Annotated in this window: 19 protein-coding genes and 1 pseudogene; 9 read left to right on the forward strand and 11 right to left on the reverse strand. The window is 39.4% G+C overall.

Features of this window, described 5'->3' with window-relative positions:
* The first annotated feature begins 1 nt into the window (after position 1).
* The 4 genes from lpxM (at position 2) to ACNAV8_RS08780 (ending at position 5,517) form a co-directional block, all read left to right on the forward strand.
* Positions 2-958: a lauroyl-Kdo(2)-lipid IV(A) myristoyltransferase gene (lpxM, locus tag ACNAV8_RS08765; protein ID WP_103855630.1), complete on the forward strand. Its 957-nt coding sequence runs from the start codon at positions 2-4 to the stop codon at positions 956-958.
* Positions 959-1,039: 81 nt separating this feature from the next.
* Positions 1,040-1,582, forward strand: coding sequence for an adenine phosphoribosyltransferase (gene apt, locus ACNAV8_RS08770; RefSeq protein ID WP_103852691.1), 543 nt, complete (start codon positions 1,040-1,042; stop codon positions 1,580-1,582).
* Positions 1,583-1,603: 21 nt separating this feature from the next.
* Positions 1,604-3,757 carry a DNA polymerase III subunit gamma/tau gene (dnaX, locus tag ACNAV8_RS08775; RefSeq protein WP_103855631.1) on the forward strand — a complete coding sequence of 718 codons (2,154 nt, stop codon included), beginning with the start codon at positions 1,604-1,606 and terminating at the stop codon, positions 3,755-3,757.
* Between the two features lie 272 nt (positions 3,758-4,029).
* A complete protein-coding gene (locus ACNAV8_RS08780; protein WP_103855039.1) occupies positions 4,030-5,517 on the forward strand; it encodes a carbon starvation CstA family protein in 1,488 nt (495 codons plus the stop codon).
* A gap of 64 nt (positions 5,518-5,581) precedes the next feature.
* On the opposite strand, the gene ACNAV8_RS08785 is transcribed toward ACNAV8_RS08780, so the two are convergent.
* Positions 5,582-6,649: a Gfo/Idh/MocA family protein gene (locus tag ACNAV8_RS08785; RefSeq protein WP_103852663.1), complete on the reverse strand. Its 1,068-nt coding sequence runs from the start codon at positions 6,647-6,649 to the stop codon at positions 5,582-5,584.
* Positions 6,636-7,352 (reverse strand): FadR/GntR family transcriptional regulator, encoded by a 717-nt coding sequence (locus ACNAV8_RS08790; protein WP_103855040.1) that lies wholly within the window; start codon positions 7,350-7,352, stop codon positions 6,636-6,638. The genes ACNAV8_RS08785 and ACNAV8_RS08790 overlap by 14 nt, the downstream gene beginning before the upstream one ends.
* A gap of 156 nt (positions 7,353-7,508) precedes the next feature.
* Between ACNAV8_RS08790 and ACNAV8_RS08795 the strand changes: the two genes are divergently transcribed.
* The 5 genes from ACNAV8_RS08795 to ACNAV8_RS08815 all read left to right on the forward strand — a co-directional run bounded on the left by ACNAV8_RS08795 (position 7,509) and on the right by ACNAV8_RS08815 (position 12,998).
* Positions 7,509-8,609 carry an ABC transporter ATP-binding protein gene (locus ACNAV8_RS08795; protein WP_103852661.1) on the forward strand — a complete coding sequence of 367 codons (1,101 nt, stop codon included), beginning with the start codon at positions 7,509-7,511 and terminating at the stop codon, positions 8,607-8,609.
* Positions 8,610-8,638: 29 nt separating this feature from the next.
* Positions 8,639-9,985, forward strand: coding sequence for an ABC transporter substrate-binding protein (locus tag ACNAV8_RS08800; RefSeq protein ID WP_415777587.1), 1,347 nt, complete (start codon positions 8,639-8,641; stop codon positions 9,983-9,985).
* Positions 9,986-10,163: 178 nt separating this feature from the next.
* A complete protein-coding gene (locus tag ACNAV8_RS08805; protein ID WP_035685882.1) occupies positions 10,164-11,042 on the forward strand; it encodes a carbohydrate ABC transporter permease in 879 nt (292 codons plus the stop codon).
* A 1-nt stretch (position 11,043) separates the two neighbouring features.
* A complete protein-coding gene (locus tag ACNAV8_RS08810; RefSeq protein ID WP_103855041.1) occupies positions 11,044-11,877 on the forward strand; it encodes a carbohydrate ABC transporter permease in 834 nt (277 codons plus the stop codon).
* 20 nt (positions 11,878-11,897) lie between these two features.
* Entirely contained in the window at positions 11,898-12,998 is a 1,101-nt protein-coding gene (locus ACNAV8_RS08815) for a Gfo/Idh/MocA family protein (protein ID WP_415777588.1), read from the forward strand.
* 67 nt (positions 12,999-13,065) lie between these two features.
* On the opposite strand, the gene ACNAV8_RS08820 is transcribed toward ACNAV8_RS08815, so the two are convergent.
* The 9 genes and pseudogenes from ACNAV8_RS08820 to ACNAV8_RS08860 form a co-directional block, all read right to left on the reverse strand.
* Positions 13,066-13,980: a siderophore ABC transporter substrate-binding protein gene (locus ACNAV8_RS08820; RefSeq protein ID WP_103855042.1), complete on the reverse strand. Its 915-nt coding sequence runs from the start codon at positions 13,978-13,980 to the stop codon at positions 13,066-13,068.
* A gap of 14 nt (positions 13,981-13,994) precedes the next feature.
* On the reverse strand, positions 13,995-14,768 hold the full coding sequence (locus ACNAV8_RS08825) for an iron ABC transporter ATP-binding protein (protein WP_103855043.1): 774 nt from the start codon (positions 14,766-14,768) through the stop codon (positions 13,995-13,997).
* Positions 14,759-15,727 (reverse strand): iron chelate uptake ABC transporter family permease subunit, encoded by a 969-nt coding sequence (locus tag ACNAV8_RS08830; protein ID WP_103855044.1) that lies wholly within the window; start codon positions 15,725-15,727, stop codon positions 14,759-14,761. The genes ACNAV8_RS08825 and ACNAV8_RS08830 overlap by 10 nt, the downstream gene beginning before the upstream one ends.
* A complete protein-coding gene (locus tag ACNAV8_RS08835) occupies positions 15,720-16,676 on the reverse strand; it encodes an ABC transporter permease (protein WP_103855045.1) in 957 nt (318 codons plus the stop codon). The genes ACNAV8_RS08830 and ACNAV8_RS08835 overlap by 8 nt, the downstream gene beginning before the upstream one ends.
* 171 nt (positions 16,677-16,847) lie before the next feature.
* The gene (locus ACNAV8_RS08840) at positions 16,848-17,405 is read right to left on the reverse strand and encodes a tyrosine-protein phosphatase (protein WP_103855046.1); all 558 of its coding nucleotides are present in this window, start codon (positions 17,403-17,405) and stop codon (positions 16,848-16,850) included.
* Between the two features lie 862 nt (positions 17,406-18,267).
* Complete coding sequence (locus ACNAV8_RS08845; RefSeq protein ID WP_415777590.1) at positions 18,268-18,837, reverse strand: hypothetical protein; 570 nt, start codon at positions 18,835-18,837, stop codon at positions 18,268-18,270.
* A 916-nt stretch (positions 18,838-19,753) separates the two neighbouring features.
* Entirely contained in the window at positions 19,754-21,178 is a 1,425-nt protein-coding gene (locus ACNAV8_RS08850) for a hypothetical protein (protein WP_415777591.1), read from the reverse strand.
* Positions 21,179-21,823, reverse strand: coding sequence for a bacteriophage T4 gp5 trimerisation domain-containing protein (locus tag ACNAV8_RS08855; protein WP_415777592.1), 645 nt, complete (start codon positions 21,821-21,823; stop codon positions 21,179-21,181).
* Positions 21,813-21,981 (reverse strand): annotated as a pseudogene (locus ACNAV8_RS08860) (IS1595 family transposase); the annotation flags it as partial. The pseudogene ACNAV8_RS08860 and the gene ACNAV8_RS08855, both read right to left, overlap by 11 nt.

Raw genomic sequence — 21,981 nt, forward strand, 5'->3', positions numbered from 1 at the left:
TATGACACAACAAAATGATGATGTACGCTTAACCGCTCGCGTGGGCTATGAACCCAAATGGCAATGGGCGTTTTTATTGCCAAAATATTGGGGCGTTTGGCTTGGTATTTTTGCCTTGGCACTATTCGCTTTTGTGCCTTTTCGCTTAAGGGATAAGATCGCGGCGAAAATAGGCTTGCTCGTTGGACAAAAAGCGAAAAAACAACGTCATCGCGCAAGGGTAAATTTGCAATATTGTTTTCCTGATTGGACAGAACAGCAGAGCGAAAAAGTAATTGATGAGATGTTTATCACCGTCAGCCAAGTGATGCTGGGCATTGGTGAAATTGCGTTGCGTTCAAAAAAACATCTACAACAACGCAGTGAATTTATCGGCCTTGAATATATTCAGCAAGCTAAAGCAGCGGGGCATAATATTATTTTAATGGTGCCGCACGGCTGGGCGATTGATGCCTCGGGGATCATTTTGCATACTTACGGAATGCCAATGACATCAATGTATAATCCCCACCGTAACCCATTGGTCGATTGGCTGTGGACGATGACACGCCAGCGTTTTGGTGGCAAAATGCACGCTCGACAAAATGGCATAAAACCTTTTCTTAATGCAGTAAAAAAAGGCGAAATGGGGTATTATTTGCCTGATGAAGATTATGGCGAAGAATTAAGTGAATATGCAGATTTTTTTGCCACTTATAAGGCCACCTTGCCGGGCTTGAATAAAATGGCAAAATTGGCAAAAGCTGTGGTGATCCCAATGTTTCCGCGCTATAACGCAGAGCGTGGTAAATATGAAATGGAAATTCACCCACCAATGCCAATTAGCGAAGAGCCTGCACAAATGGCACGGGAAATGAACAAAGAAATTGAGCAATTTGTTACCCCAACGCCAGAGCAGTATGTGTGGATTTTGCGTTTATTAAAAACCCGAAAAGATGGTGCGGATATTTATCGTTAAATTTAATAATCTGTGGTAATATGCGTGCCGCTCTTTTTTATGCAAAACGGTCGAAAATTTGACCGCACTTTAGGTAATAAAATGAACAAACAATTAGAACTGATTAAATCATCGATCAAATCCATTCCAAACTACCCGAAAGAAGGCATTATCTTTCGTGATATTACAAGCCTTGTGGAAACCCCAGCGGCGTTCAAGGCGACCATTGATTTAATCGTGGCACAATACAAAGACAAAGGCATCACCAAAGTTATCGGCACAGAAAGCCGTGGCTTTATTTTTGGTGCGCCAGTGGCATTAGCCTTAGATATTCCTTTTGTATTAGTGCGTAAACCGGGGAAATTGCCGCGTGAAACCATTGCGCAATCCTATCAGTTAGAATATGGGCAAGACACCTTAGAAATTCACACAGATTCTATTCAATCGGGCGATAACGTATTGATTATTGACGATTTATTAGCCACAGGCGGAACGGTTGAAGCCACCGTGAAGTTGGTTGAACGTCTTGGTGGTGAAGTGAAAAATGCGGCGTTCGTGATTAATTTGCCAGAACTTGGCGGCGAACAACGCTTACGCAATTTAGGGGTAACCCCGTTCTCATTAGTGAATTTTGAAGGCCACTAATTTATCCTAAGCGAGCAAGGAATGAGTTATCAAGTTTTAGCAAGAAAATGGCGACCGCAAAAGTTCTCCGATGTGGTAGGGCAGAAACCTGTTCTTACCGCACTTGCTAACGGACTAAATGAAAATCGCCTGCACCACGCCTATCTTTTTTCCGGTACGCGTGGCGTGGGGAAAACCTCTATTGCTCGTTTATTTGCGAAAGGGTTAAATTGCGTTGAAGGCGTAACGGCCAATCCTTGTGGCGTTTGCGAACATTGTAAAGCCATTGAAGAAGGGCGCTTTATCGATCTCATTGAAATTGACGCTGCTTCACGCACTAAGGTCGAAGACACCCGCGAATTGCTCGACAATGTGCAATACAAACCGGTGCAAGGGCGTTATAAAGTCTATTTGATTGACGAAGTGCATATGCTCTCTCGCCATTCTTTCAATGCCTTGCTGAAAACCCTTGAAGAACCGCCTGAATATGTCAAATTCCTGCTGGCAACCACTGATCCGCAGAAATTGCCGATCACCATTTTATCTCGCTGTATTCAATTTCACCTTAAAGCACTCGATCAGCAACAAATTGCCGATCATTTGTCCTTTATTTTGCAGCAAGAAAAGATCCCCTTTGAACCCCTTGCCATTGAAAAATTAGCTAAAGCGGCACAAGGCAGTATCCGTGATAGCTTAAGTTTAACCGATCAAGCCATTGCAATGAGCAACGGCAACATCAGTCTTGATGCGGTAAATACAATGCTCGGCTTGCTTGATGACAGCCAGCCTATTGATATTTTGTACGCGTTACAGCAGGGCAATGGTGAAGCCTTAATGAAAGCCATTCAAGCGGTGGCGGAAAAAGGCAGCGATTGGAATGAACTGCTAAAAGCGGTGGCCGAAAATCTGCATAAAATTGCAATGTGTCAATTATTACCACAAGCGCAAATTAGTGATGAAAGCTATATCGGCTTTTTGGCGAAACATCTTCCACCAGAAGATGTGCAATTTTTCTATCAGATTATTTTAAACGGACAAAAAGAGCTTGCCTTCGCACCAAATCAGCGAATGGGTGTGGAAATGATTTTATTGCGTGCTTTAGCTTTCCACCCTAAATTAATCCAAGCAGCTCCTGCTATGCAGCCAGTGGAACAAGTGAATGAGCGTAATCATTCTGCGCAAAGTGCGGTGCAAAATCCGGCAAAATTAGTGGAGATGCCTGTTGTATCACAACAGATCAAAGCAAATTCAGCGCCACAAACCAAAACAATGCCGTCTGCTAGACAGCCAATTCGTTCCACACAAAGTCATTCATCTTCGCCAGTAAGCAACTCTACTTTAGATGTGCTTGATGCGTTAGATCAGCTTTCTAAGCCTACAACGAGCGAAAAAAAAAACACTAATGCCAATAACGCAAAGTTAATTTCAGAGCCAGCGGTTTCTCATTCGCAAGAGATCAGCTTGCCTGTGGTAGAGCGCAAATTTACTCAGCAAAAAAATACGGCACGAGCTACTCATCAGGTTTCTCAGCCGTCTGTTTCTCACTCCTCTATTTCTCAAGCTCCATCTCAATCAGCGGCAATGATTCCGCTAGTGAGTGAGCCTGTGGGTGAAAGTGCGGTGCAAAATTCGTCAGATTTTTCTCCTGATCTTGATCAGGAAGAAGATCTCAATTTGCCCGAAAACTACCGTTGGAATTGGAGCAATCCAGCAATGGCGGAGGAGCAGGATAGTGCCAGCCCGTCAGAAATCCGCAAAGCCATTTTGGAAAACACCACACCAGAATTAAAAGAAAAAGTGCTTACAATGGCAAAAGCACAGGACAAATGGACGGAAATTATTGAGCAACTAGATATTTCAGGCTTGGCAAAGCAAATGGCAATGAATTGCGTGATTTTAAGCCAAGATGAAAAGCAAATTCGCTTAGGCTTGCGTCAAGATAAATTGCACCTCAATAATGAAAAACTGCGTATTCAATTACAAAATGCCCTCAGCCAATTTTATCAGCAAGATATGGCTGTTTCTGTGGACGTGAATACCGATTTTCAGCAACTCACACCAATGGATTATCGCAAACAAATCTACCAAGAGCTAAGCGATCAAGCGCGAGAAAATTTACAAGCAGATGAACGTTTGCAACGCCTTTGTGAAGAATTTGGTGGCGTATTAGAGCTTGATAGTGTTCGACCAGTTTAAGCATTTGAAACGCATTTTATACCTAAAAATAAAGTGCGGTGAAAAATTCTGATATTTTTTATCGTTTAATAAATCATCACCTTATTTTTTTATATTTACTCTCCTAAATACTCATAAATAAGTATATAGATCCAATTAGATGATCTTTTTTCTCAATCCCTGCATAAAAACTGTGCGGAAGATCACATAAACTGCAACAATATATTTACACTAGATTTACTCTTGTTAAACTTGCGCACGAAATTTTATGTTTAATTTTTATGAGGTTCTTTATGTTATGGTTTCTCTCTTGCGTAGCCTTACTTTTGTTGGGCTACTTTTTGTATGGTTCTGTGGTTGAACGCGTTTTTAAGATTAATCCAAACCGTGCAACACCTGCTCACACAATGGCAGACGGCGTGGATTATGTGCCGATGTCTAAAAAGAAAATCTGGCTTATCCAATTATTAAATATTGCAGGAACAGGCCCGATTTTTGGTCCAATCCTTGGTGCATTGTACGGACCTGTTGCAATGTTATGGATTGTGTTTGGTTGCATTTTTGCTGGAGCGGTACACGATTATTTCTGCGGAATGTTGAGTGTTCGCAATGGCGGTCAATCTGTGCCTAACCTCGCAGGGAAATATTTAGGCTCACCTGTTAAGCATTTTATGAATGCGCTCGCCCTCGTATTATTAATTCTTGTTGGGGTAGTATTCGTTATTTCACCAGCTAGCTTATTAACCAACCTAACGGTGGATAATGTGGGTGAAATGTTTAACTTAGAGATGAAAAGCACCTTATTAGTTTGGACGGCAATCATCTTTGGTTATTACATCATTGCAACCTTAGTACCTGTGGATAAAATTATTGGTCGTATTTACCCACTGTTCGGGGCGCTATTGCTATTTATGTCTTTCGGAATGTTATTTGCCTTATTGTTTGAAGATAAAGCCTTATTCCACACAGTTGGTGAGATGAGCTTCTCGAAATTCTTTGAAAATATGCATCCAAAAGATTTACCAATTTGGCCGTTAATTTTCGTGACTATTGCCTGTGGTGCGGTTTCAGGTTTCCACGCAACACAATCTCCATTAATGGCGCGTTGTATGGAAAATGAAACAGAAGGTCGTTTTGTTTTCTATGGTGCGATGATTGGTGAAGGTGTGATTGCTTTAATTTGGTGTATGGTAGGCTTAACTTTCTACGATAGCCCAGCATTAATGAATGATGCGATCACAGCTGGTACGCCTTCAAAAGTGGTGTATGATTCTGCCACCCATATGCTTGGCTATTTTGGTGGTATCTTAGCGGTTCTTGGTGTGGTGATTTTACCAATCACCTCTGGGGATACATCATTCCGTGCAGCACGTTTGATTATCGCTGAATTCTTCAAAATCGATCAACGAAACTTAGTAAAACGTTTAATGATTGCAATTCCATTATTCGTGCTAGGTTTCATTATTTCTAAACTTGATTTCCAAGTGATCTGGCGTTATTTCGGCTGGGCGAACCAAACTACCGCAATGGTAATGTTATGGACAGCTGCCGCTTATTTATACCGCTATCATAAATTCCACTGGATTTGTACTATTCCAGCGATCTTTATGACAATGGTATCAGCCACTTTCCTTGCTTACGCGAAAATCGGTTTAGGCTTAAGCTACGATGTATCTGTTTGGGTTGGCACAGGTTTAACAGTATTAGCAGTGATTTGTTTCTTTACTTTGTTAAAACCGATTGCTAACGGTGATCCTGATTCGGAAAGTGTTAAAAGCTAATTAAAAATACGCAAAAATTTAACCGCACTTAATTTATTTAAGTGCGGTTTTTTTTCTGAGAAATTTATCTATCAATATAAACCAAAGATTTATTTTGCATTGATCGCATTGCCGCACTGGCAATATAAACTGCGTTTGCAGGCAATTCGCTCAGTATGCTAGGTTTATCAGTTAATAAGTGCTGAAGAACGCTCTCAGCTTCCAGCTCAATCGCACGGGTCATCCAATAAGGGCAATGTTCGTTTGGTTGCCCGTATTTTTGAATGCCTTTGCTACTTTCACGCAATGAAAGATCGGCTTCAAATTCATTATACATATTGAAATGCTCTCGGTTGCCGTTAGCAAAGGTGAGTGTTACGGTTGAGGTAAAGAAATTGATGAGCATTGAGCCTAGTTCACCGTGAATAGCGATGTCCCATTTAGGCAAGCGATAGGCTGTACCCATTTCCAGCGAGCCGAATACGCCGTTTTTAAATTGGAGTAATAATTGAATAATGTCGTGATGATCGGGCGTTTCAAGGTGGGCACGATTGGTGGATTGAGCAAAAACAGCGTCCACTTCACCGATCAGCCACGCTAATAAATCCAGTTCATGAATTTCGTGAAAGAGTTTACCACCAGTGAGTTGAATATCATTTTTCCACCAATCTTTTTGATAAATTGGGTTGATCCAACGTTGGCGATTGGCTCGTACAACAGTAATTTTACCTAATCGTTGCTGAGTTAAAAATTGTTTGGCTTGTTGTAAACCGGGCAATACTCGTAAGCAATGCCCGACAAACAATGGGACATTTTTGGCTTTGGCTTGTTGGAGTAAATCCGTTGCGTCTTGTGCGTTGATGGTAAAAGGCGTTTCAATAAAAACCGCACAGCCTTGTTGAATGGCGATTTCGGCAAGCTGCCGATGGCTTTGATTATAGGTGGCAATCAAGACCAAATCGACTTTTTGTTGAGCCAATAAACTGGCTAAATCGGCGTAAGCAAAAGTGCGGTGCTTTTCTGCTAAGTTTTGTGCAAGATCAATTTGCAAATCGGTTACGCCCACGAGTTTGGCTGGGGATTGGTTAAAAATTGCGGCGAGCTGTTGTCCGAAAAAGCCACAGCCGACTAAAGCAACATTAATTTGATCCATTCTCTTTCTCCTTTTGTTGTAAGCGTTGGCGTAAGGCTCGGAAATAGCGTAACAGGGCGTGCTGAAAGCGATCGACTTCTCGGGCTTCAACAGCATCAACCCATTCTCGATATTGCAAAGCAACGTCCGTTGGTGAAAGTTGTGGTGGCGGTAAATTGGCTTCTTGCTGTTGAAAGATTTGCCAAAAGGCATCTAAATATTGCAACAATAAGGGGTTTTTAATGGCTTGATAAGTTTGCAGATGAATTTGATATTCCAGTTCCAGTGAAAATTGCTCTTTGCGTGCAAGCCGTTGTAACTCAAGGCTCATTGACTGCAATTCCTCAATGTGGCGTTCATTGATATGGGCAATGGCAAGGGGAGCAAAACCGTATTGTAAAATTTCCCGTACATCTAAAATATCTAGCAGATATTTCATATTATTCTGCAAATGTAGCTGAGTATGAAAGGCGAGACTGTGGATCATCGGGGTGAGCGAAGAGGGGCTAATGAATGTGCCGACACCGTGTCGAATATCTAAAATATGCAAGGCTTCCAATGATTTAATCGCTTCACGCAAGCTAGAACGGCTAACAGCTAAGGTTTCCATTAGCTCATTTTCCGTAGGCATTAAATCCCCTTCTTTTAAGCCACGATCTAAAATCAGTTGCTTAATTTCTTCTTGTAAAGCGAGATTTTTCACTTTTTTTTCAGATTTTGTCATTTTTGTGATCTCTATCGCAGAAATATTGTACAGAATAAGACATCATATATCTAAATTTAAGACATCTGATGTCTTATCTCTTAATTGATTAAATAGTAACTTATTTTAATGGCATTGTCAGTGAATAATTGAACAATTAAACCAAAAGGAGAGATTATGGCAACACTTTCTCTAACACATATCTATAAACGCTATCGCAATGGTTTTGAGGCGGTGAAAGATTTTAATCTTGAGGTGGCAGATAAAGAATTTATCGCGTTAGTTGGACCTTCGGGTTGTGGAAAATCAACCACATTGCGAATGATCGCAGGGCTGGAAGCCATTTCAGAAGGGGATTTTTATATTGACGATCGCCGTGTCAATGAGGTTGAGCCAAAGGATCGGGATATTGCGATGGTGTTTCAGTCTTATGCCCTTTATCCACATATGACGGTTTATGAAAATATGGCATTTGCCTTGAAGTTACGCAATGTTGCCAAAGCGGAAATCGATCGCAAAGTGCGTGAAGCGGCAGCCATACTTGGGCTAGATGGTTTACTAGATCGTAAACCGAAAGCCTTATCAGGTGGGCAACGGCAGCGAGTGGCATTAGGACGCACCATTGTTCGTTCACCAAAAGTATTTTTGATGGACGAGCCTTTGTCCAATCTTGATGCCAAGCTACGCAGTAATATGCGGGCGGAGATCATTCGCATTCATAAAAAACTCAATGCCACCACCATTTATGTCACGCACGATCAAACGGAAGCGATGACAATGGCGGATCGCATTGTGGTGATGAATGCGGGCGTAGTGCAACAAATCGGATCGCCAAAAGCAATTTATGATCGTCCAGCCAATTTGTTTGTGGCAGGCTTTATTGGGGCACCAACGATGAATTTTTTAAAAGGGCGGTTGGAAAATCGGGCGTTTTTGACCGCAGATCAGCAGCAATTAGCCATTCCTGACGAGATTTGGCAGCACTTAGTGGCATTGGGTAAGGAGCATCAAGAGGTTATTTTAGGCATTCGCCCTGAAAATATTACTAACGAACCGCTGTTGCTTGGCTCTTATCAAAATGCAAGGGTAACTGCTCCCGTTTATGTGGCGGAATTGCTTGGTGCGGAATATATCGTGCATACCCGACTAGGTGAGCAACCCATTAAAGCGATTGTTCATTCACGACAAAAAATTGAAATGGAACAACAAATTACTTTAGCCTTTGATATGAAACGGGCACATTTTTTTGATCCAATCAGCGAGCAAGCGTTGTTTTAATTGCTTCTCCGATAACAATGAGGTGAATTATGAAACTGAAAAAATTATTAACCGTAGCCGCATCGGTGGTGTTAGGTGCGTTAGTGCTAAATGGTTGTAAAGATGAAAAACAGGTAGCGAGTTCGGTGGCAACAAATGATCCTGCTGAATTAGCGGGCAATATCACGATGTGGCATTCTTTTACACAAGGCCCACGCTTAGAAGTGATCCAACAAGCCGCAAATGACTTTATGCAGAAAAATCCAAAAGTGCGGATCAAAATTGAGACATTTTCGTGGAATGATTTTTATACTAAATGGACAACGGGATTAGCTTCGGGCAATGTGCCTGATTTAAGCTCCGCCTTGCCGAATCAAGTGATCGAAATGATCAATGTTGATGCCCTTACGCCGATTAATGATGTGATTGATAAAATTGGGCGTGATCGCTTTTCTGCTAATGCGATTAAAGAGGGGACGGTGGGGGAAAATAATTATTCCATTCCGCTTTATTCACACGCTAAAGTGCTTTGGGTTCGCAAAGATTTGTTAGAGAAAAATGGCTTGAGCGTGCCACAAACGTGGGAAGAGCTTTATCAAGCGGCGAAAGCTTTAACCAAAGATGGCGTTTATGGGCTTTCTGTGCCGATGGGAACGAATGATTATGTGGCAACAATTTTCCTTGATCTTTATATCCGAAGCGGTGGCGGTACGTTGTTGAGCAAAGATCATAAAGTGGATTTGACTAGCCCATTAGCCCAAGAAGCGATTAATTATTGGGTGAAAATGTACAAAGAAACTTCACCGAAAGATGCCGTAAACTACAACATTTTGCAACAAGCGACCTTATATTATCAAGGCAAAGCGGCGTTTGATTTCAATTCGGGCTTCCATATTGGTGGGGTGCAAGCGAACTCACCTGATCTTTTGCCTTATATTGATGCCTATCCAGTACCAAAACGGAATATTAATGATCCGCAAGGTGCGTCTGAAACCTTGAGTTTTCCGCTTGTGGTATGGAAAAACTCAAAACACCCAGAGATCGCTAAAGCCTTTATCGAAAGCATTTACCAAAAAGATCGCTATATTCAGTTCTTAAATGCCGTGCCAGTCGGAATGTTGCCAGCGGTTACGGGCGTTGATGACGACCCTGCCTATAAAGATTTACCGATTCGCCAAGAATTTAAACACGCGGAGAAAGTGATCCAAGAGGCGGTGAATCTTGGTTCTGCGATTGGTTATGAGTATGGCCCAAATGTATATGCAGGCTTGCTGACGAACCAACATATTATTGAAGCGATGTTCCAAGATATTGTGGTGAATGGCACAGAGCCGATGGTGGCAGCGAAAAAAGCAGAGCAACAGCTCAACACCTTATTTGAAACCATTTCGCAATAAGAATTAGGGGCGGTTCGCCGCCCGATTCATAGTCGTTTGATTTCAAAATAATACTGCGTTACTTCGCCCTGCTGTACTCTTGTACTGTCTACGGCTTGTTGCCTTGTCTTATTTTGAACTTAAACGACTACAAAAACAAACGACTACGCACATTCTCAATAATTGAGAAGGAGGCTTTATGTATCAAAAAAACTATACAAGATGGATTTTTGTGTTGCCAGCGATGATTGTGGTTTCGGTGCTGTTTGTGTATCCCTTCCTCTCGAGCATCTTTTATAGCTTTACCAACAAAAATCTGATTATGCCGAATTGGAAGTTTGTCGGTTTTGATAATTACATTGCTGTGATCAATGATCCTAATTTCTGGCTGGCATTCTCCCATTCGATTTTATGGACGCTTTTTTCTCTCGTGGGACAAGTGCTAGTTGGCTTTGCCCTCGCAATGGCATTGCATCGCATTCGTCATCTACAATGGCTTTATAAAATCCTTTTGATTATTCCTTGGGCGTTTCCAACTATCGTGATTGCCTTTTCGTGGCAATGGATCTTAAACGGCGTTTATGGCTATTTGCCGAATATTTTAGTGCAATTAAATCTGATGGAAATTGCACCGCACTTTCTTTCTGATAGCACTTGGGCGTTTATCAGTTTGGTGTTTATTAACGTTTGGTTTGGTGCACCACTGATTATGGTGAATGTTCTATCCGCCTTGCAAACCGTACCACAAGAACAATACGAAGCGGCTAAGATTGACGGTGCGAATGCGTGGCAAGTGTTCCGCCATATTACGCTGCCACATATCAAAGTGGTGATTGGATTATTAGTGGTGTTACGCACGGTTTGGGTGTTTAATAACTTTGACATTATCTACCTCATCACGGGTGGTGGGCCAGCTAACTCAACAATGACATTACCAATCTATGCTTACAATATGGGCTGGGGAACTAAAATGCTCGGACGCTCTTCAGCGGTAACCGTGCTGTTGTTCCTTTTCCTACTGTTAGTTTGTTTTATCTATTTCAAAGTGATTAGCCGTTGGGAAAAAGAGGGGGAATAAAATGAAAACGAAAAAATCAATGTTAGGTGATATTGCCGCACATCTTTTCCTCATTATCACCACGATTATTGCGGTGTTTCCCTTAGTGTGGATTATGATTTCATCGGTTAAAGGCAAAGGAGAACTTACCAGCGAGCCAACAAGGTTCTTGCCAAAAATCTTTACGTTGGATTATTTTGAACACGTTATCAATGACTTACATTTCATCGTTAATATTAAAAATAGTCTGTTTATCGCCTTAATCACCACGCTGATTGCGATTGTTATCTCGGCAATGGCAGCTTACGGTATCGTACGATTTTTCCCAAAATTGGGAGCTGTAATGTCGAAATTGTTGGTTACCACTTATATTTTTCCACCGATTCTGCTTGCCATTCCTTATTCCATCGCAATGGCAAAAGTGGGATTAACCAACACAATGGCAGGGCTGATTGTGGTCTATCTCTCATTTAGTGTGCCTTATGCGGTGTGGTTATTGGTGGGCTTTTTCCGTACCGTACCGATCGAAATTGAAGAAGCCGCACGCATTGATGGGGCAAATAAATTCACCGTATTCTTCAAAATTGTATTACCGCTGGTTGCACCCGGCATTGTGGCAACCGCCATTTACACCTTTATTAATGCGTGGAATGAGTTTTTATATGCCCTCATTCTCGTCAATGACACCAGCAAAATGACGGTGGCAGTGGCATTGCGTTCATTAAACGGGGCAGAAATCTTAGATTGGGGCGATATGATGGCGGCTTCCGTATTGGTTGTGTTGCCATCAGTGCTGTTCTTCACCTTTATTCAAAACAAAATTGCAGGTGGGCTTTCAGAAGGCTCAGTCAAATAACATTTATTGAGGAAAATAATATGAAAAATTATGCAGTCATTGGAGTCGGCTATTTTGGTGCAGATTTAGCCAGAATTATGAATGAAACCGAAAATGCACGGGTAACGGTGGTTTATGATCCTGAAAACGGAACCGCCGTTGCACAAGAATTGGGCTGTGATGAAGCCCATTCTTTAGAAGCAGCGATTAATCGCCCTGATGTGGATTGTGTCATCGTGGCAACGCCAAATTATTTACACAAAGAACCCGTTTTACTGGCGGCAAAATATAAAAAACACGTTTTTTGCGAAAAGCCCATTGCATTAAGCTATCAAGATTGTGATGAAATGGTGCGAGCTTGTGAAGATAATGGCGTGATTTTTATGGCAGGGCATATTATGAATTTCTTCAATGGCGTGCATTATGCCAAAGAATTGATTAATCAAGGGGTGATTGGCAAAGTGCTTTATTGCCACACCGCACGCAATGGTTGGGAAGATTTACAACCGAATGTGTCGTGGAAGAAAGTGCGGTCGAAATCGGGCGGACATTTGTATCATCATATCCACGAATTAGATTGTGTGCAGTTTTTAATGGGGGGAATGCCGAAAACGGTAACGATGACAGCAGGTAACGTGGCTCATCAAGGCGAAGGGTTTGGTGATGAAGATGATATGTTATTTGTGAATATGGAATTTGAAGACGGGCGATTTGCGGTATTAGAGTGGGGATCGGCGTTTCGCTGGGGAGAGCATTATGTGTTAATTCAAGGGGAAAAAGGGGCGATTAAGCTGGATATGTTCCACTGTGGCGGCACGTTACGAGTGGACGGCAAAGACAGCCATTTCTTAATCCACGAAAGCCAAGAAGAAGACGATGACCGCACGCGTATTTATATGGGAACCGAAATGGACGGAGCAATTCAATACGGTCACCCCGGCAAACGCACGCCACTGTGGCTTAACTCTGTCATGCGAAAAGAAATGAAATACTTAAACGATATTATGCACGGTATGAAACCAAGCCAAGAATTTGAGAAATTATTGACAGGAGAGGCAGCAAGAGCGGCGATTGCCACTGCGGATGCTTGTACAAAATCTCGTTATGAAAATCGTAAGGTGGAAGTGCGAGAAGTGATGTAGAGAGATAAATATTTCCCCCTTTTAAGGGGGAAATTTATATAGTCCAGTTTGTTATAAGAAAAATCTCTTATTTTTCCACCGCACTTTTTACTTCATCAATCATAATGCCCATACTTTCCAGCCCTCCGAAAGTTAAGTACCAATTTGCTGCGTTTAAGTAAACAATGTGGTTATTTTTATAGGCTTGGGTTTGCTGGATAATGGCGTTGTCTAACACGGTTTTTGCGTTGTTGGCTTTATCGGTAATGGCTGCGGTGCGATCGACGACCAACAAATAATCTGGATTTTTCTCTAGCACATATTCAAAGCCAATGCTCATTCCGTGGGTGGACGATTTGATGTTTTTATCAATTGGGGTGAAGCCAAATCCGCTGTACACAATGCCATAGCGTGAGTTTTCGCCAAAGGCACTTATACGGCTTTCATTGACTAAAGCGAGTAGGGCGGTTTTGCCTTTGGTTTTCTCGGCAAGGGCTTTCATTTGCTTGTCTAGCTGTGCCAGTTTTTCATTGGCCAGTTGCTGTTTATTAAAAATTTGTACAAAGGCGTGGATATTTTGTTGAAAACTTGGATAGAAATTGGCGTAATCCACTTTCACGAAAAACACGGGGGCAATTTCTTTTAAGCGATCCAACACCTTTTCTTGGCGACCTGTGGCGATGATCAGATCAGGGTGAAGATCATTGATTTTCTCAAAGTCGGGTTCTGGTGGCACGCCAACGCTTGGGTAATTTTCTTTGCCAAATTCACTCAAATAGTCAGGTACTTTTCCCGCGTTGCTAATGCCGACAATGCTGTCTTTCGCCCCTAAGGCACGAATGGTATCCACCGCAGAAAAATCAAGCACCACCACACGCTTAGGGTTTTGTGGCACAACTTGTTTGCCCGCGGCGTTTTCTACCGTGATGTCTGCCGCATTGGCGCTGGCAACACCGAGTAACGCACAAAGGCTAAGGGCAAGGGTTGATAAGGTTTTTTTCATAGCATACTCCTGTATTAAGCTGATTGATGTCGAAAATACACAGCAATTTTATGCTGATTAATTTGTTGAATTGGAATTGGCATATCATAAATGCTGGCTAAAATCGGCTCTTGCATCATTGTGGCAACGTCCCCTTGATGTACCAATTTGCCGTCTTTCATTGCGATAATGTAATCGGAATAGCAAGACGCAAAATTAATATCGTGGATCACAATCACCACGGTTTTATTTAATTCTTTGGTGAGCTTGTGTAGCACCTGCATAATTTGCACGGAATGTTTCATATCCAAATTATTCAGCGGTTCATCAAGCAAAATATAATCGGTATCTTGCGCCAAGGTCATTGCAATGTAAGCGCGCTGACGCTGCCCACCGCTGAGCTGATTGATATATTGATGACGAAACTCGCCTAAATCCATATATTCAATGGCATTATCAATAAAAGTGCGGTCGTTTTTGGTTAAATTTCCTTGGCTATAAGGAAAACGTCCAAAAGCAACTAATTCTTCCACCGTTAAACGCAAATTAATGTGGTTGGATTGTTTCAAAATAGAAAGCTGCTTGGCAATGTCGCTGCTTTTTTGTTGATCTAACGGCACGCCATTTAGGCTCACTGTACCGCTATCGGCGCGCAGTAAACGGCTGATAATGGCAAGCACCGTGCTTTTTCCTGCACCATTTGGGCCAATAAAAGAGGTGATTTTTCCACGCGGAATGCTTACCGAAAGGTTATCCACCACTTTTTTCGTGCCATAGGTTTTATGAATATTTTTAATTTCTATTGCCATTTTTTATTTGCTCTTAATAACAGATAGAGGAAATACGCCCCACCGACAAAATTCACAATGATGCTTAGGGTTGTATTAAAAGTGAAAACTTGGGAAACCAATAATTGCCCGAAAACAAGGGTGATCACCGCAATCAACATTGCTGCGGGGATTAACACCGCGTGGCGATAAGTGCGAATAAATTCAAAGGTAACGTTCATTACCAATAAGCCTAAGAAGGTTAAAGGCCCAACAAGTGCGGTGGAAATTGAAGTCAAAATTGCCACGACAATGAGTAACCGTTTAGTAATCGCCAGATAATCTACGCCTAAGTTAATCGCCTGTTCACGCCCAAGGGCAAGCACATCAAAATAACGCACATAACGCAGGGTATAAAGAATGGTGGCGAGCAAGCCAGCCAGTGCGATCCATAAAATATCAACATTGATGCGGTTAAAACTGGCAAAGCCAATATCTTGCGCGATCTGAAATTCATTCGGATCGATCAGCACTTCCATAAATGAGGTTAAGCTTTGGAAAAATGTACCAAAAATGATCCCCACTAAAAGCAGGAAAAACAGGCTTTGCTGCTCCGTTTTAAATAGAAAATGATATAGCCCCATTGCGAATAAAATCATCAAACCAGTGCAAGCAAAAAATAACACAATGGGGTTCATTGAGGTTAAGGTGCTAGACCCAAAGAGAAAAATAATCAGGGTTTGAATAAGTAAATAAAGGCTATCCAAGCCCAAAATACTTGGCGTTAAAATGCGATTATTCACAATAGTTTGAAAGATCATTGTCGCCAGTGCAATGGCCACGCCCGTCATTACAATGGCAAGCACGGCAAGGGCGCGGTTGTATAAGGCATATTCCCAACGGCTAGGCAGATGATAGAACACATACAGCACCACGCTCAGCAAGGCAAAAATACTGAGTAAAATCAACGATTTTTTAGGATTATAGAAACGCTTAGCCATTTTGAATCCTTTGTTTTAACAGCATATAAAGAAAAATGGCACTGCCGAACACGCCCACAATGGCGTTAATGGAAATTTCGTAAGGATAAATCAGCGAACGCCCTAAAATATCACAAAAAAGCACAAAAACAGCACCCAGTAGCGCGGTGTGAGAAAGCACTTTTTTCAAATTATCGCCTAAATAAAGGGTAACAATATTAGGGATAATCAGCCCGAGAAAGGGAATCACTCCCACAGAGACAATAATGATCGATGATACCGTTGCCACAATCGCTAAGCCTAAATACAGCACTTGCTGATAGTTCAAACCGAGATTAACGGCAAAGTCTTGCCCTATTCCCACAATAGAAAAGCGATTGGCAAACACATAGGCAAGAACAAGTGCTGGCACGCTGAAATATAACATTTCATAACGCCCAGCCATCACTAAAGAAAAATCCCCTTGCAACCAACCAGAGAGATTTTGCAACAGATCTTGTTGGTAGGCGATAAAAGCGGTGATCGAGCTAATAATATTGCCAAACATAAGGCCCACCAACGGCACGAAAATGGTATCTTTAAATTTGAGGCGAGAGAGTAGCGTCATAAACAATAACGTACCGAGAAAAGAAACCAGAATCGCCACGCTGGTTTTGAGCAACATTGACGCAGAAGGAAACAGTAACATTGCAATTAAAATGCCAAGCCTTGCACTGTCCATTGTGCCTGCTGTGGTTGGGGATACAAAACGATTGCGACTCAACTGCTGCATCACCAAACCACAAATACTTAATGATGATCCTGCAATTAAAATACTCACCAAACGCGGCACACGACTGATTAAAAAGATCTGCCACTGGGCGTAATCAAAGGCCAGCAAGCCTTGCAAATTAACCGTACTCACACCCAAAAACAGCGAAATACCCGAAAGCAACAATAATAAGATAAACAAATAACGGCGTTTAACCATATTAATAGAATTTACAAATGAGAATAATTAGCATAATTATGCCAAATATTATCACGTCAGGGCTGTACTGCAAAGGAAAATCAAAGTGCGGTGTAAAAAATTGATCAGCACCCCAAAAGTTGAACTAAGAGGCCAACTTATTAAGGTGCAGATTTTTGTTAAAAGCTTGTGCTAGTTTTTATTCATTCTTAATTGAATTAGGTTTTCTCTAATTTGATTAATATTATCTGGGGTAAAAAATCTTTCGATGTTTTTCCAAATTGAGTGGAATCCATACGGACCTTCAATCATTTCTCGTTTTGCTTCGTTAAGCTCCCAATTTTGATATATGATTCGATACATAGCAGAAATTAGACCTGTACGATCTGCGCCATGATAACAATGCACTAATACCGCGCCTTGATTTTGTGCTTGTTCAATTTCCCATAGTACATTGGCGACTTCTTTAGGAGTTATTGCCCAAGAAAGTAATGGTGTATTGATAAGTTTTAAATTGGTATGCTGAAAAGCATTCTTGTCTTCATTACGATTAAAAAAACGTAAATTGACAATGGTTTTTATATTGTATTTTTGAATTAAATTATAGTTTTCTGAGGTGAGTTGCTCACTACGAAATAATTTATTATCTATGTTATAAAGGTTTGTTTCTTGGTTCTGCAATACAGCCCAATGCTGTGTATTCTGCGGTGTTTCCGTAGGCGTAGTTGTACAGGAAGAAATAAGTAACATTAAAATGATTATATAAATTTTTTTTCATAGATATGCTTTAGTTCCTAATTTGGTTGGTTTGTTTTTTACCTTAGTTAAAGGTGGCTTATATAGAAGTTTTAACTTCTACAGTATTCATTTTATCTTTGAATTTTTATTATCTCTCTTGCATATTTTTATTAATCTTTTTGTTTCTATTTTGATTATGAGTAATAGATAGCAGACTTCAGAATATAATATATAACAAGTGGCCATGCTGACAGTATATAGAACATAATAAAGTTCCTCATTGGAATGACGTTTTTGGGTTGATTTAAACATAAGAAAAATAAAAAAATAGGAGTAATCCATAAGTAATATATTTTAATATTGGGTTTGTAAATAAGTTTTCTAGAGAAAGTCTATAACCTTCATCTTTCTTTTTTTCTTTATAAATTAGTAGGCTGTCATTAAAAAATTTATCGTCATCTATCATTATTACATAACCAGTTGCAATAAAAAATAAAAAAGTAACATGTATGATATATTAAAATATAATTCTGGGTGTAGAAAGAAAACAGCAATATGTAGCGGAAGGAACATAAAGATAAATTTAACGCCAAAGCCAAGAAAAGTAGAATGTAAATACATTAAAGTAATGATATGTTTTTTTCTTTTTAAATATTTGGTGATGAAATAATATCCTCCTATACATAAAAATCAAATATAACCAGATAAAAAGTTAAATAGGTTTTCTCTGTATTAGGAATATTTAAGTCGATAGCAAGAAGCATTATAATGTGCAGAAAAATTATAAATAATAAGGCTAGGAAAGTAAATTTTAACGGGAAAGGTATTTCTCCATGTATATTGAAAATGTATTTATTTTCTCTATTAAAATATTTTATTCCCATATTTTCTCCTTAATATGATTAACTGATTTGTTTATAAAATAGCCTGTAATAACTATTACTGCTCCACCAATAAGAAAAACTATTGCAGCATGAGGAGTTCTAATCACCGCTATTAGTAAAGGTGTTAGTATAGATCTTATTGATACAGTAGCCATTCCGCCCAAAAAAGATAATCCAATTCTTCCTAATAACTCTACAATATCTCGACTCCCTGATTCATCCAACATCACTGTATCATAATCCAAAATGACATCAATCACGAATCCTGTTACGGCTAATGGGCCGGAGAAATTTGTTTTAGCTAATGATTTGATGGATAGTACTTCTTTTGCGGATAGCCAAACCCGTTTAATATTTTTACTAATATGAAGCCCTCCGGTTATACCTTTTAATTTTTCATGCGCTAATCCCGCATATCTAAATCCAAAAGCAGGAGTTTTTCCTTTAAATACAATGGCTAAATATCCGTTTATCCATTTTACTTCGACTTTATGATTTATTGCTTTTATCCAATGTTTATTTTCTAATGTGTAATCAATTGTATCTTTAACTAAAGTCATGTCATCGTTAGAGTAATATTGGAGAATCTCTATAAGCTCCTTATATTCTTTATCTTCAAGGATATGTTCTAATTCCCTTACTTCAACTGTTTGTGCTGTTTTATAGCGCTCGACTGGTGTTCCAAAAGGATAGTATTGTAAGGGGATTTTTGAGAGATTAGACTCTTTTTTGACTTTAAATAACTCAATCTATTATTTTTTATTAGTGTTTTTTCTTTTTGTTTAAATAGGTTTTTATTATTATTCCCCAGTAACAAAATGTTGGATATATAAAGGTAGTGGTGAATAACATTATGCCAGTAGAATAATAGATGTCATATTTTTGATTAAATCTCACTATGAAATAAAAAAGGATTAATGCTGTTGATGGAAGAAACCAAATTAAGAAAAACATGTTATTCCACTGTAGTAGTTTTGGTAATGAGTAATCATTTATAAATAGCGTCTCGTTATTCTTCTCTTCTTTTTTTAACCAATGTTTTTTACTTCTTTCTATGAGATTGTTATCATTATATTCATATGTATAGAGAAAAGATATAAAGAGAGTGAGTGATAAGTATAGAAGAAAGAATATTAAAAAATATTTGTTGTTGATAATCTGAATTAAAACAGTTGGGAAAAACAAGATGAAAGTTGTGGTTGGCATGTTGAAAAATGCACTTCTTATAATCATGGAGGGTATTACCTTGCCATTTTTATTCAGGAAATTAAGTAGTAGATAAAAACATGAAAGGTATATCCCCTCAAATGTTACATATGTATAAAGTATGTGCTTTAATCGGCCATGTTCAAAGCTATTATATATAATTAACTGATGTGAAAATACAAATGTAAACATCATAAAAAATGCAATTAAAGAGTATTTAGATATTCTATTATGGGGTAATAATATTATTTTTGATTTGCTCATACTATGTTACTCAAATGCTTTGTGTAGAATGATTTTTCCTTGGTTAGAAACTTTGGAGTATATTATAGATATGGCTGTTATAATTAGTGCGCCGCCCATAATAACAAAGAATATTGGTATTGTCGTAGTTACAGTAGCTAATCCAGCCATAATGGTTGATATTATAAAGGAAGATGAATAATATCCTAAAATAGCAGATATTAAATTAATGCCAACCATTCCAAGCAATTCAACAATACTTTTTGACCCTTCTTGAGAATTCATAATATCTTCATAATCTCCCCATACATCTAAGAAAAATGCAAGAGTCGACAATTTGCTAAAAGTTCCTTTTAATGTGTTAGATAAATTTGTTACTTCTTGGAATGCGAATTTCGTTCTTGTCATATTTTTACTGATATGAAAACCTCCTAAACTGGAATAGCTCTTACTAGATAGTCCTCCACTAGGCAAAGGGGCTGGGATACTTTCTTTAAATGCAATACAAACGTATCCTTTAACCCATTTTATCTGAATTTTTCTATTAGATAGAGAAAGTAACTTTTTATTAGATGAAAGATAATCAATAGTCGGATAGATTAATCCATAGTATTGCAAAATATTTTCTAATTCATCATATTCTCCTTGTTTTAAAATTAGTTTCAATTCATCTAATTCATTTAATGAAATCTCTTGAGCGATTTTATATTTATGGGCAATACTTCCATAAGGATCAATTGATAGAGGAACATTGATTTTATTTTTGAATATTTTCTTAGGTTCTAAAAAAATGAATACACCAACTTCCTCAGGTTCATTTTTGATGCAAGCATAACCATTATCTTTCCATAATTCATCAAAAGCCTGAAGAACGCGTTCAGGTTGATAGAGGGGGTTAAATACATCCTGATGATTAAATTGATCAAGCGTTTTTACCCATTTATAAGCACTTTGTTGATGGTCCTTATGAATGCCATGTAGTTGATTAATGTCGGGCACATCTGAAAATCCAATATACATAGGCTCTAGCCATAAATCTGGTTTTTCTATTTCTTCGGTCTGAATGCCTATTCTGGTGGTTTTGTATCGTCCCAGTTCTTTATCTTTTGAGCGAACAATAAATGTGCCATCAAAAAATCGGCTCACTTGGACACGGTAGGGAATGCCTTGATTTGAAATAGAGAAGTTACCATGTATTAATTTCTTGGTTTGTTTATCATAAACGGCATTGAGTCTAAAATTGTTACTATCTTTTTCACTTGGGAGAATTTCAACGGTTAAATCCGTAAATAATTTCGTTTGGAAGTTGAACACAACTTCTTGTACAGAGCCTAATAAAATAGTGTAATCACAAGAACGAGCGAGCTTTTCAACAGGTTCTCCAGGTAAGAAAATATAACGAACTTCTTTTCTTCTTGTTGAAGTTTCATTGTGATGCGCTGCTGATGACATCTACTTTTTCTCCCTTGTTGACTGAGTTGCAGTAAAAAAGTTGAGACTCGTGTCTTCTATCTCTATTTTCCCTTGGCTATCTGCAGTAAGTTGAAGCGACTGACCCGATTTAGAGGGGGTGAGGGTGATTTCTTCTCCTTGTGGGGATTTTCCATAGATATCTGCATATTGTAAAGTCATTTTTTTATCTTGATATTGCGATTGGTTTGAGGCTAATTCGACTTCTGTCTCCTGCATCCCAATATGCACGCCATCCAACCAAATCCCTTCTTCATTCATCAAAATCGTGTTTTTACCAAAGCGAAGGAGAATCTTTTCATTGTCCATCGTCAGGCTGGTTTGTTTGCCCACTTCAAGCTCAATGCGGTCGTGAGCGTAGTTGAAAATCTCTTTCGCTTGGATAGCTTTAAGTAAGCTGATGGTTTCAAGATTGTTTCCCGCTAAGACGGTTTTGATGTCATTACCGGTGGTGATTTGGGTGGTTCTGCCTTGGTCAATTTGAGTACGTTGGTTACCGTTAACCGTTAAAGTGCGGTGGTTTTCGATGTGATTTTTTTGGTCATGTTTAACAAGGGTTGTCATATCCTTTTCAGCGTGTAGGGCAAATAACTCATGGGGCTGTAGTAGATTAGCCCTAAATTTCACACCATTTTCGCAATATTTTTAACTGCTCTTTTGGTGTCTCAAAGTTAAACCGAAATTCACATTCCTTCAAGAATAAAGGAAAGTTTTTTCGGTTAATTCCATTATATTTTCGCAGTATCCGCTTCGCCTGATTCCAAAAATTTTCAATGCCATTAATA

The organism is Avibacterium endocarditidis (assembly GCF_965138825.1).
Taxonomy (GTDB): domain Bacteria; phylum Pseudomonadota; class Gammaproteobacteria; order Enterobacterales; family Pasteurellaceae; genus Avibacterium; species Avibacterium endocarditidis.